Source organism: Isoptericola sp. Y581 (assembly GCF_059445475.1).
In genome coordinates this window covers 584979-598053 of record NZ_JCAIUK010000001.1, presented here as the reverse complement: position 1 = coordinate 598053, position 13075 = coordinate 584979, and the positions used below count along the sequence as shown (strand labels likewise).

Genomic DNA, 13075 nt, shown 5'->3' with positions numbered 1-13075 from the left:
GGACGGACGGGCACCCGCCGTGCGTCTGACACCGGCACCCGTTCAGGGCCGCGCCCACCAAGGCTCGCCGGCCCCGCCGGTCACCTCGCGTCCGCTGCGGCTCGAGGTGCAGGCCCTGCGCGCGCTGGCCGTCCTGCTGGTGATCGCCTTCCACTTCTGGCCGGGCCGCGTCCCGGGCGGATACATCGGCGTCGACGTGTTCTTCGTGATCTCCGGCTTCCTCATCACCGGACACCTCGTGCGGGAGGCGGCGACCACCGGGCGGGTGGCGCTCGGACGGTTCTGGGCGCGCCGCGCGCGCCGCCTCCTGCCCGCCGCCTATCTCGTGATCGCCGTCACGACCATCGCGACGCTGCTGATCGCCCCGTCCACGGTCTGGCTCCAGTGGTTCCGCGAGGTCCTCGGCGCCACCCTGTACGTCGAGAACTGGGTGCTCGCCGCGGACGCCGTCGACTACCTCGCCGCGGACACCGACCCGTCGCCGGTACAGCACTACTGGTCGCTCTCCGCCGAGGAGCAGTTCTACCTCGTCTGGCCCCTGCTCGTCGGGCTGTCGGCGGTCGTGGCGGCCCGTGCCCGACGTTCCCTGGGGGTGGTCGCCTTCGCCGTGCTCGCCGTCGCGACCCTCGCCTCCTTCGGGTACTCCCTCTGGCTGACCGTCGCGAACCCGGCGTCCGCCTACTTCGTCACGACCACGCGGGCGTGGCAGTTCGGGGCGGGCGCGCTCCTCGCACTGCTCCTGGCGCGCCCGGCACACAGGCAGGACACGCCGTGGCGGACGGTGGTCAGCTGGGCGGGCTTCGCGAGCATCGCCCTGGCCGGCCTGATCTACGGCACGTCGACGCCGTTCCCCGGCACCGCAGCGCTGTGGCCGGTGCTGGCCACGGCCGCGGTGATCTGGGCCGGGACGCCCCGGACGCGCGGCTCCCCCGCCGCCCTGATCACGTGGCGCCCGGTGCAGTACACGGGCGAGATCTCCTACTCGCTGTACCTCTGGCACTGGCCGGTGATCGTGCTCGCCCCGTTCGTCCTGGGCCACGTCCCCGGGCTGCTCGAGCGCGTCGCCCTCCTCGCGGGCGTCGTCGTCCTGTCCGCCCTCACCAGGAGGTACGTCGAGGACCCGGTGCGCTTCACCCGTCGCTGGGGGCTCCAGCGGACCGGCCGCGTCCTCGCGCTGACCGCGGCGGGCGCGGCGGTGCTGGCGCTGGCGGCCGGCTCGGTGTGGTTCGTCACCGACCAGCGCGCGCGCCAGCAGGAGGACGTCACCGCGCGCCTGGTCGCGGACATGCCGCCCTGCTTCGGCGCCGCCTCGATGGACCCCGACAAGCCCTGCGAGAACCCGGACCTCGACGGGATGCTGGTCCCCTCGCTCGAGGCCGTCGCCGGCGACTGGGACCACACCCCGTGCTTCGTCGAGAGCGCCGAGGAAGATCTCAAGGACTGCTCGTTCGGCCCTGTGGACGACCCCGACGTGCCCCACGTCGTCCTCGTCGGCGACTCGCACACCCGGGCCATGCTCCCGGCCTTCACGGCGCTGGCGGAGGACGGCACGATCAGCCTCACCCTGCAGCTCAAGGCGACGTGCACCTGGACCACGGGCGTCATGAACTACGACGAGCCCCAACGCGTCGCGACCTGCGAGACCTGGAAGGACCAGCTCGACTCATGGTTCGTCGAGCACGCGTCCCAGATCGACCTGGTCGTCACGACCGGATTCCTCGAGAAGCTGTCGGGTGACGCCGACCAGCAGGTCGAGGACATGGCCGCTGCCTGGCGCCCGGTCGCCGACCTCGGCGTGAAGATCGTCGCCCTGTCCGACAACCCCAGGCACGACTCGCGCCCGGTCGACTGCCTCGCCGAGCTCGACGTGATCGAGCCCGACAGCTGCGACACATCCGTCCGCGAGGCGTTCCCGTTCCCGGACACGTTCGCCGCGACGGCGAAGGCCGTCCCGGGGACGGCATACGTCGACCTGACGGACTACTACTGCAGGGACGGCAGGTGCCCCTCCGTGATCGGCGGCGTCACCGTCTACCGGGACAGCAACCACCTCACCACGACCTACACGCGCACCATGGCGCCGTACCTGCTGCGCGAGCTGCGCGCGGTCGGCGCGCTGCCGTGAGCCGGAGTCGCGTCAGCCCAGGCGAGAGGCGAGGGCGGGCTCGAGGTGGGGCGCGAGCGTCCGGGAGAACGTCGCCGTCAGGTGCGACGCGTCGAAGTAGACGACCACGTCGCCGATCACCGCGGGGCAGGTGTCCGCCGTGCACGCGTAACCGCTGAGGTCCAGGGTGGACAACCCCGGCTCGTCGAGGGCCTCTGCCGCGTCGTACAGCGGGTCGGGTGGGAGCCAGGCCGACCGCTCCCCGTCGCACTCGGAGGGCGACCCGGCCGCCGCGAGGCAGTCCGGCACGGAGGGGATCGTGAGCTTCGGGTACGGCATGTCACGCACGACGAGCGTCGGGGTGCCGGTCCCCACGAGGTCTTCGAGGTAATGGGTGTACCCCTCGGCGACGGTCGCGTCGTTGTCCGCCGGGGCCACACCCGCAGCCTTGAACGGCGACAGCTGCGAGGTGACGACGAGGTCGAAGCCGCCCGAGCCGACCTCGTCCAGCACCCGCTGTCCCCAGGCCTCGCAGCCCTCGGAGTCCTGCGGGGTCTCGAACTGCCAGCGGATGTCCGACGTGGGGCACTGCGACGCGACGATCGTGGTGAGGGACCAGTCGTTCTTCTCCGCCAGGTCCTGCAGGGGCGGCAGGAGGTTGCCCGCGTGCGAGTTGCCGATGAGCGCGACCCGGGTGTCGGCCTCATCGTCGCCGTAGTGGCACGTCGCTGTTCCGGTGAACGGCGGCGACTCCCAGCAGCCGTCCTCGTACGCGCTCGGCTTGTCGTCCGCCGCCTCCGCCGGCCCGAGGAGGAGGTCGCCGGCGAGATCGCAGTCGGCGCCCGGCTCCATGGCCGCCGCGCCGACGCACGGGGCATGTACGGCGTCGGCCGCCTCGGCGATGTGCGCCTCGGCACGCGCGTCCAGGGCGACGGAGCCAGCGATGGCTGCGGCGCCGATGACCACGGACGCCGACAGAGCCACGGCGAGCGCGCGCCCGGACCCGGCGGCACCACGACGGAAGCGGTCCTCGACCAGCGGCTTCGTCGCCGCGGCGAGGGTGAGCGCGACCGCGAGGACGCCCACCCGTTCGAGCAGCTCCGGGTTGTGGCCCAGCATGAAGGGCGCGAGGACGATGAGCGGCCAGTGCCACAGGTACACGGAGTACGAGACGTCACCGAGCCACTGGACCGGCGCGGCGTCCCCGACCTTCCGCGGCGACCAGCGTGTGCGCTCGGAGCTCGCCGCGATCACGAGCGCGCACCCGAGTACGGGGAGGGCGGCGGTGTACCCCGGGAACGGGACCGACCCGTCGAAGGCCACGGCCGCGGCCACGATCATCGCTATCCCGGTCCAGGCGAGCGGGGTGCGCCAGCGCGCAGCGACGCGGATCGTCAAGGTCGCGAGCAGCGCACCGACGCCGAGCTCCCAGATCCGGGTCGGCGTGATGAAGTAAGCGCTCGCCGGCCGCAGTTCCGTGGCGAGGACCGACCACGAGAACGAGGCCGCGACGATCACCCCGATCGCCACGGACGCCCGCCGCACGAGGTTCCCCCCGCGACGTGCCGCGGACCATGCGACGACGATCAGCACCAAGGGCCAGAGGAGGTAGAACTGCTCCTCGACCGACAGCGACCAGTAGTGCTGCACCGGCGAGGCGGCCGCCTCGGCGCCCAGGTAGTCCACCGACGAGGCCGCCAGCGACCAGTTCTCGACGTAGAGGGCCGCCGCCCCGATCTCGCGGAGGGTGTCGGCCCAGAGCGTGCTCGGGGCCAGGGCGAACATCGCCACCGCCGTGACCAGGAGCACGAGGAAGGACGCGGGCAGGAGCCGCCGCACCCGCCGGGCCCAGAAGTCCGCGAGGTCCCGACCGCTGCGCGGCGGGCGACGCATCAGGTGGGACGTGATCAGGAATCCCGAGATGACGAAGAAGACGTCGACGCCGACGAATCCGCCCTGGAGCCTGCCCGGCCACAGGTGATAGACCACCACGGCGCCGACTGCGAGCGCGCGGAGGGCCTGGATGTCCTTGCGGGTCCCGCCGGTACGGGGTGCGGTGCGCTCAGCGCCACGCTCCGCGATCGGAGCAGTCTCCAGCAAACCAGGGCCTCTCGTCGTACGGCAGTCGTCGTGACCCCGTTCCGGGCCCGGGCCATCTTAGGGCCCGGGCGCAAGTCGGCGGTCGCACCACCCGATCGCCCGGCTTCCGAACGTCGTCCGCACGGACGCGACCGAGTTCCCCTCCATGACCTAGAAGAATTCTGGCGTCGTCACGACGTTCTACGGGACGGCGGACGCAGCCGCCGGTGCCACGAGGCCAGCACCCGCGGCAAGCACCGCCGCGATCGTGGTGCTGATGATGCGCTTCATCGAACCCGCATTCTTGAGATCGGCGAGGTGCCGGGGCCGCACCGCGGCGGCCCCGGCACCCGCTCATGGACGGATCGCGACCGGGCGCGTCAGTCCACGTCGCGCAGGTCCCACGACGGCCGCACGGGAGTCTCCGCGCCCGCGGGATCCTTGGCTGCCGGCGACTCCTGGCTCTCCGAGAAGGCCTTGACCTGCGGTGCGTCGGCGGACCAGGGGCCCCACATGTCGTCGGTGCTCCTGATCATCCAGCCGTCCGGCGTGTTCCAGAAGGAGACGAACACGTTTTCGGAGTCCGGCCCGGTGTACCAGGCGACCTCCAACCGGTCCTCGTCAGACCCCGGGCCGTCCCATCGGGAGGTAATGGTCCCGGCTGAGCCGAACGTGGTGCGCACGTCCTGGAGGGTGTCACTCGTCGCCAGCATGGCGAACTCGTCCTGTGTCGCCAGGTCCTCGGTGGGCTCCGCCGAGCGGTCCCAGTACGCCCACCGACTCTCGACCTTCCAGACGCCCTTGGAGCTCTTGACGAAGTCGACCTGCACGAGGCCGTCAGGAGACGCGGTCGGCCACCCGAGGGACACTGCGTCGTCCGCCGTCCCCGGTGCGTCGTAGTAGTAGCCGATCGTGCCCGCGGTGCCGAACGTGGAGCGGGTGTAGTCGATCGAGTTCCCCGCCTGGACCTTGTCGAACTCTGCGTCGGTCGCCTTGTCCGCGGTCTGGGCCGGCTCGACGTCCCAGTAGGCCGACCGGGTGTCGATCTTCCACACGCCGGACGAGCTCTTGATGAAGTACACCTGGACCCAGCCTTCGGACGACGCCGTAGGCCACTCCAGGACCACGCCGTCGTACTCTGTTCCGGGAGCGTCGTAATACTCGGTGATCGTGCCGTTCGTGCCGAAGGTGCTCCGCACGTACGCAATGCTGTTGCCCTGCTTGACCCTGTTGAACTCCGACTGGGTCGCCTTGTCGGCCGTCCGCGTCGCCGTGTTGCCCCAGAGGGCGTACTTGGTCACGAGATACCAGGCGCCCGACGAACGGCGCAGGAACTCGACCTCGACGGTCCCGTCCTTGTAGTACGTCGGGAACGCGACCTTCACGTAGTCGCCGCCGTACCCCGGTGGGTCGTCGCGGTCGATCACCTTGCCGTTGTTGCCGAAGGTCTTCCGCACGTAGTCGATCGAGTTGCCGTACGCCACCTTGTTGAACTCCGCCGACGTCACCACGTTCGACGGGACGGCGGACGCCGCCGCCGGCGCCACGAGACCAGCACCTGCGGCAAGCACCGCGGCGACGGCAATGCCAAGGATTCGCTTCATTGAGCCCTCATTCTCTCTCTGTGGATCGGCAGGGCGACGGGGCCGCAACGCTGCGCCCCGTCGCCGTGCCAGGTGGGTGGTTCAGCCCGCGTTGCGAAGGTCCCACGTCGGGCGCGACGGGGACTCCTTCTCAGAAGGCACGCCGAGATCGGGCGATTCCTCGACCTCCGAGGACCGCGACGGAGCCCCGTCGCTCCAGGGCCCCGCGATGTCGTCGACGGTCATGGCCTTCCACGTGCCCGACGAGACGGAGAAGTTCATGACGACGTCCTCGCCCTCGGTCCCGGTGTACCACTGGACGAGCAGCTGGTCGTACTCCGTCCCCCGCTCGTCAGCGCGGTACACGATGGTGCCCGCGCTGCCGAACACGCTGCGCGCCTCGTCGAGGGAAACGGTGTCCCCGTTCACGAGCTTCTTCCGGAGCGAGGCGAGCTCCGCCTCGGTCGCGAGGTCGCTGGTGGGTGTCGCCGAGACGCCCCAGTACGCCCACCGGTAGCCGACCTTCCACACGCCCGAGGAGCTCCGGACGAAGTCGATCGACAGGTAGCCGGTCTCCGACTCCGTGGGCCAGTCGACGACCAGTGAGTCGGCGTCGCTCCCGGGGGCGTCGAACTGGCTGACGACCGTGCCCGCGGTGCCGAAGGTGCTGCGGGCGTGATCGAGGGAGTTGCCCACCTTGACCTGGTCGAACTCGGACTCCGTCGCCTTGTCCGTGGTCCGCTTCGTCGCGACCCCCCAGGAGGCCATTCGCGTGTCGACCTTCCAGACGCCGGAGGAGCTCTTGGCGAAGTACACCTGGAGCCAGCCGTCGACGGACTCCGTGGGCCACTCCACGACGACGCCGTCGCCCTGAGTACCGGGGGTGTCGTAGTACTCCGTGATGGTGCCGGCCGTGCCGAAGGTGCTCCGCACGTACCCGATGGAGTTGCCCTGCTTGACCTTGTCGAACTCCGACTGGGTCGCCTTGTCCGCCGTCCGCGCCACCGGGTTACCCCAGGAGGCGTACTTGGCGGTGAGGTACCAGGTGCCGCTGGTGCGGCGGGCGAAGTCGACCTGGACGAAGCCGTCGTCGTAGTAGGTCGGGAACTCGAGCGACACGTAGTCGTCCACGGTGCCCGGCCCGTCGATGCGTTCGGTGATCGTCCCCTTGGTCCCGAAGGTGGACCGCACGTAGTCGATCGAGTTGCCGTAGGCCACCTTGGCGAACTCCGCCGACGTCACCACGTTCGACGGGACGGCGGTCGCGACGGCCGGTGCGACGAGGCCCGCGCCCGCGGCGAGCACCGCGGCGAGCGCGGTGCCGAGGATGCGCTTCATGGAGTACCGCTTTCTCTCGAGATCGCTCGAGCTCTGACGAGGTAACTGATGGAGCGCCTCGTGCGGAGTTCGTCCGTGTCACCGCGTCGTCGCGATTCGCACGGTTGATCCCGATCTGGCAGCGGGCCCTATCTTCCGACAGATAGGTACCTGGGGCCAGGGTGAAATTTCCTCAGCGCTTGCTGGACACCGGCTTGGCCTCGGGGCGCGGCTTGCCGGCATACACGTTCTGATAGCTGTCGCTCAGGTGACCGATGTCGAGGGCGCGAACCCCGGCTCGGTGCAGCCGCCGTGCGAGCACCGTGCCGGCCGGGCCCAGTGCGATCAGGGCGATGTCGAACGAGCCCCCCGACGTCACGAGCTCGACGACCCGGTCGACGTCGGCGTAGGCGTGGGTCGCCGTGGACTCGACCACGGCGGTCGACGCCGCCGAGGAGAACAACGCAGGATCGGCGTCAAACCTCGATCCCGCGCCCGTCACGAGCGCGACACGCTTGTCCTGCCAGACCTGCCGCCAGAGCTCGACGGCGTCGTCGCGCAGGAGGTCGAAGACGGTGGGCCGGGTCACGTGGCTGTTGAGATAGGTGCCGTGCTCCGGCACGCGCGTGCGCAGCTGCGGCCAGAGCTCCGACCAGACGCCTGTCCAGTGCGCGTCCCGGAAGACCTGCGGGAACCCGACGTCGAGGCCGGGTTCGTCGACGCCTTGGAAGATGTCGAGCAGCTCGTTCTGCAGCTCCGGGCTGTTGCGCTGGAACCGGAGGTTGAAGTCGCCGCGGAGCATCAGGCGGAACTCGCCGTCGCCGAAGCGCGCCATCGAGTGGTTGGTCGTCGCGAGACGGCGGAGCGTGGTGAGCATGCTCAGCTGCCGTGCGTTGACGAACTCCTGCACCTCGGTCATCGTCTCGGACGACGTCGCGAGTCGCACCGAGTCGATCAGCCGGCGATGGTCCTTGAGCTCCCGGAGGACCGCGTCGAGCGAGCTGTTGGTCGTGCGGACCGCCGTCACCAGCTCCGCGAGATCGTCCGACGGGAGCCCTTGGGGCGCCTGCGGGCCGGCGGCCATCTCCCCGGCCTTCGACCCTGCGGAGGTCCCGTTCGCGATCCGACGCTTGACCCGCCCGAGTCCCGAGCGCGCGCCGGCCACCAGGCGCGGCGGCCGGGCGGGAAGCGGCGGCAGCTCGAACGGACGACCGGCACGCGCCCCTGTCGGAACGGGGAACGCCGTCAGCAGCGCGTCGAGGGACGTGCGCAGCTCGGGCAACGCGGCGTCGGCCGCCACGGCTGCGAGGTCGAGGGTCGCGAGCTCCTCCGCTCGGACGTCGCGCGTGACCGCCGCCGACTCGTCGAGGGTCGAGAAGAAGTCCCCGAACTTGAACGAGTCCCCACCCAGGGGGTGGTCCTCAACCCTCAGCCAGACCCACGGCACGCCGTAGGCCTGGGCGATGATGGCCCCGTGCAGCGACGTCGACACGCACGCGTCGGCGTTCGCGATCTGGTCGATGACCAGCTCCAGGTCCGCCGCGACGTCGACCATGGTGACGCCGGGCTCGGCCGAGCCGCTGAAGTACTTCTTGTGGACGTAGTGCGGGACGGCGGCGACCTTGGCGCGTGTCGCGCCGGCCGGGGTCGTCGGCGTGTAGAACCGCGGCAGCAGCAGCGCCGGGTCGCCGTACACCTCGGGGACGTTCCAGCCGAGCTTCGTCACGAGCTCCTCGCGGGTCCGGTGCCCGCGGACCGCGTGCACCCGGACGTCGCGCCGCTTGCGGAGCCCTTCGAGCTTGGCGCCCGCCAGCGGCTCCATCAGGCCTGCGCCCCACACGTCGACATCGTTGCGGTCGATGTAGCCGATGATCGAGCCCACACCGTACAGCGCGGGCTTCAGGGTGCGTCGGCGTCGCGCGTTGACCGGCTCCGCCCCGGAGATCCGCTGCACGAGCCACGGCCCGATCGCGTCGCCGAAGTTGGCCCGCTCGTCCCACCAGTACACGGCAACCTCGTCGGCCGCAAGGGCAGGGGCCTTGGCGTCACCAGCCGGCGTGCGCCGGACCGCGCCTGCGAGCCACCGCACCCAGCGGGCCCCGAGAACGGCCGCCATCGCGGCATCCCGGCGTCGTGGGGGCGAGCTCGCCGCGACGTGCGCGAGGACGTGGTGCTCGCCCGGCTCCGTCCGCAGCGGTGCCTTGCCGATCAGCGCGTCGCGCAGTGCGCGACGACTCTCGGGGCTTGCCCCGGACACCGTGACGGTCGCGGCGCCGTCCCGGACGGCGACGACGACCTCCCACTCGTGGGAGCGCGCGCCGCCAGTCACCGCGCAGCCGTCAGGACTGGCACGAACCACCACGCGCGGGCCACCGTCGAGGTGACGCGCGAGCTCCTTCTCGAGCACGGCGGAAAGCTGGAGCGGGTTCATCAGGAGTCTTCCTCGTTCACCGGGGATCTGGGTATGAGCCGTACCGTGGTGCGCGACGACACAGCGCGGCGCACTCTACCTGGACGGCCCGTCTACGAGGCCATCCGCAGCAGCTCGTCGACCACCCGAGCAGCAGAGCGGCCGTCCTCCCAGGGTCCGTACGTGCGCGCGAACTCTTCGATCTTGCCGGCGTACTCCGCCTCGACCGCATCGATCGCCTCGAGCGCCCGGAACAGCTCCTCTTCGGTACGCAGCACAGGCCCCGGCGCCTCGGACTCGAAGTCGAGGTAGAACCCGCGCAGCTCGTCGCGATATGTCTCGATGTCGTAGCAGTAGAAGACGATCGGACGCCGCGTCAGGGCGTAGTCGAACATGAGCGACGAGTAGTCGGTGACGAGCGCGTCGGAGGCGGCGAGCAGGTCCTGCACGTCGGGGTACGTGGAGACGTCCACGATGCGGCCGCGTGCCGACTCCGGTATCTGCACCGCCTGCCGGATGATCCCGTGCTTGCGGATCCCCAGCACGGTCCCGACCGGTAGCCGGTCTGCCAGCTCCTCAAGGTCCACGTGGGGGTCGAAAGCGAACTGCGCGCCGACCTTCTCGTTGTCCCGGAACGTCGGCGCGAACAGGATCAGCCGGACCTGCGGGTCCAGCCCCAGACGTCCCTTGACCAGGCGCGCCAGCTCGTCACGGTCGCCCGACACCAGGACGTCGTTGCGTGGGTATCCGGTCTCGACGACCCGCCCGCCGAACCGGAAGGCACTCGTGAGCCGGGCCGTGGCGAACGGGCTCGGCGAGACCAGGGCGCTCCAATATCCCGTCATCTGCGCAACGCGCTCGAGATATCCGTCGCTGCGACCCGTGGTCGAGACGGCGTCGAACTGCATCCGCTTCAGCGGCGTGCCGTGCCACGTCTGCAAGTAGAACGTCCGACGCGACGGCCGCACGTCGATGGGGAAGTTCTGGTTGTTGACCCAGGCCTTCGCGCGGCCCAGCTCCCAGTAGTACTGGGGAGAGCGCGGGACCACCTTGCGTGTGGTGAGGTCCGGCGGCCGGAATGTCCCGGTCGTCGACCACACAGTCCTCAGGCCGGTGTCACGACGGACCAGCTCCTCGTAGACGGCGCGCGGGCTGTCCGCGTACTGCCGGCCGTTGCCCGCCTCGAAGACGACGGTGTCGCGGCGGGGCAGCATCCGGGCCAAGCCCATGAGGAGGGCCATCGCGCGCGGATAGGAGCGACCGGCGCGGAACTTCAGCCAGGCCCCCTGGACGGCTGAGCCGTCCAGCAGACGCCACCACTGGACGGCAGGCCCGCCGGCGGCGGCGATCGAGGCCATGACCCGCTCGTTGTTACACCGATCGTGGTGCAGTATCAGCCGTGACGCGCGCTCCCAGTGCTCGTCGGCCATCACGAACCCGCCTGCAGCGGCGCGGACGACTTCCTCGACCAGGGAGTCCGCGTCGCGAACGATTTGGCCCGGCAGGTCGCTCTCCAGGTCGAGGTGCGATCCGCGTGGCCCGATGAACCGCTGGCGATCGAACTGGAAGTACAGGACGGGCCGGCGCTGGAAGGCGAAGTCGAACGCCACCGAGGAGTAGTCGGTCACGAGGCATGCGTGCTCGCGCAGCAGGGTCTGGACGTCGACCTCGCCCTGCTTGACGACCCTGACCCCGGGCACGTCGAACAGGTCGGCAAACCGGCGCATGTTCGGGTGCAAGATGAACGTGACGGGCAGCCCCTCGGAGATCGCCTCCTTCAGGCGCGGGTGCGACAGGAAGCCCTGCCACTGCTCGCGATAGTCGCTGATCTCGAATTCGTCACGGTTGCCCAGCCACTCCCGCCATGTGGGGATGACCAGGAGGCCGGTCGGCGGCGCCTCGAGGGGCGCGAGGAGCGCGTCGATCCGGGGCAAGCCCGTGACCCGCACCTGCCCCGGGCGGAACCCGAAGTCGTTGATGATCATCTCCCGCTCCCGGTCAGAGCTCACGTGGAAACGATCGGTGGCGAACCCGTGGGCGAGCTTGCCGTAGTTCGCCACCATGTTCTTGGTCCCCATGACGCCGTGCTGCAGGAACACCCGCACGCCTCGCACGCCCCGCGCTGCCCCGGCCGCCCGCGAGGGCAGCAGGTACTCGGCGTGGTGCGTGCTGATCAGCCGGCTCGCCAGGAACGCGACACGGATGTGCTCGCGCGAGTTGCGCAGCACCACGTTCCCCCACGGGGCGACGCGCTGCAGGTCGGGGGCGTGCTCGTCGATCACGTAGTAGGCGGACCGGCGGGGACGGTTCTCGCGGACCCATCGGAAGAAGTGGTAGCCGTTGTCCTGCGCCTTGTACGGGAGCTCGCCGACGAGCCAGATCCCGAGGAACGGCCGCACCAGGGGGAGCATCCAGGCGGCGCGGGTCCACCGTCGGAGGTACGCGAACGAGTCCGCGCTCATCCGCTCGACGTGTATCGAGATATTCGCCCCGCGGAAGGTGGCGTATGGGACGAACTGGACGATCCCGTCGGTACCCGGCGCCTGCCCAGGCCGCAGCGCGCCGTGGCGGCCGGCACTGTTGACCCGTCTGCTCTGCACGCAGCCGTCCGCGTCCTCGACCTCGACGAAGAGGTCGAGCGTCTCGTCACGAACGTCGAGCCGCCCCGCCAGGTCGTGCAGGTCGACGTCGACGGAAGCGCGCTGGACGAAGCGCCCCCGGTCGAGGAGCGCCTCATCCGCCCGGTCGGCCAGTCGGCCCACGAACGCATGGCGAACACCGCTCTCGCGCGCGACCGCGACGATCCGCACCTCGCGCGCGCGCCGGTCCGCGCCCCGGACATCGACCTGGAATTCGGCCCCGCTCTCCGCGAACCGGAGCTCCTCGACCGTCACCTGGAACCTGCGGCCTGGGACGCCACCGAGCAGGACGCTCAGGTTGCCCTTCTGCGTGACCACGACCCGGTCGTCGGCAACGCGGGAGCTCCCACCGTCAGCGGCGACCTGGCGCACCGTTCTGCCGAAGTTGCCGAGACGGACGGGGCCCGGGACGTCGGAGAGGTCCGGCCGGTCGCCGTCCTCCAGGGTGTCGCGAGGCACGAGGTGCATCCAGAGGTCCGCCACGTCGCCGTTGCCCGCGGACAGGCGCCGCAGCTCGTCGACCGGCAGTGTGACGGAGAAGTCGTAGTCGCCGTCGGCGGCAGCCCGGACCGTGGCCCCGCTCTCGCGCAGCACTGCCGTCACCTCGCCCACCCGCCAGTTCGGCCGGACGTAGTTCCCGCTGATGTGCAGCGACCCGTCCGACAGGGAGAACTCGATGTTCCGTTTCGCCGGCCTGGGCCAGGCGCCCGAGCGGCGGCGGAGTCGGCGCCGCACCGGCTCCGGGGCCACTCGTCGGAGCACTCCGCGCACACGAGAGGTCAGGGGTGCAGTCAAAGGTGATCGGCCCTTCGGTGTTGCTGCGAGAACTCCTCAGCATCGACGCCGATCAAGCCCGGCTCGTGCCGCGCCCGTTCCCAGCAGTGCGTCGTGCGGTTACGCATGGATGGCCCGCACAGTGTACGGCCCGTCGGGCACGGAGCCG

At 70.5% G+C, this 13075-nt stretch carries 6 protein-coding genes; 1 reads left to right on the top strand and 5 read right to left on the bottom strand.

The features are described from left to right. The first annotated feature begins 19 nt into the window (after positions 1–19). Entirely contained in the window at positions 20–2125 is a 2106-nt protein-coding gene (locus tag AC1C2W_RS02695; protein ID WP_495412306.1) for an acyltransferase family protein, read from the top strand. A 12-nt stretch (positions 2126–2137) separates the two neighbouring features. Here the strand turns inward: AC1C2W_RS02695 and AC1C2W_RS02690 are convergent, their stop codons facing one another. The 5 genes from AC1C2W_RS02690 to AC1C2W_RS02670 form a co-directional block, all read right to left on the bottom strand. After that, the gene (locus AC1C2W_RS02690) at positions 2138–4204 is read right to left on the bottom strand and encodes an acyltransferase family protein (protein ID WP_495412305.1); all 2067 of its coding nucleotides are present in this window, start codon (positions 4202–4204) and stop codon (positions 2138–2140) included. 359 nt (positions 4205–4563) lie between these two features. Next, entirely contained in the window at positions 4564–5787 is a 1224-nt protein-coding gene (locus AC1C2W_RS02685) for a hypothetical protein (RefSeq protein ID WP_495387911.1), read from the bottom strand. Between the two features lie 81 nt (positions 5788–5868). Beyond that, positions 5869–7104 (bottom strand): hypothetical protein, encoded by a 1236-nt coding sequence (locus tag AC1C2W_RS02680; RefSeq protein ID WP_495412304.1) that lies wholly within the window; start codon positions 7102–7104, stop codon positions 5869–5871. Between the two features lie 172 nt (positions 7105–7276). Beyond that, positions 7277–9514: a GT-D fold domain-containing glycosyltransferase gene (locus tag AC1C2W_RS02675; protein ID WP_495412303.1), complete on the bottom strand. Its 2238-nt coding sequence runs from the start codon at positions 9512–9514 to the stop codon at positions 7277–7279. Between the two features lie 92 nt (positions 9515–9606). Beyond that, positions 9607–12894 carry a CDP-glycerol glycerophosphotransferase family protein gene (locus AC1C2W_RS02670; RefSeq protein ID WP_495387914.1) on the bottom strand — a complete coding sequence of 1096 codons (3288 nt, stop codon included), beginning with the start codon at positions 12892–12894 and terminating at the stop codon, positions 9607–9609. Positions 12895–13075: the final 181 nt, after the last annotated feature.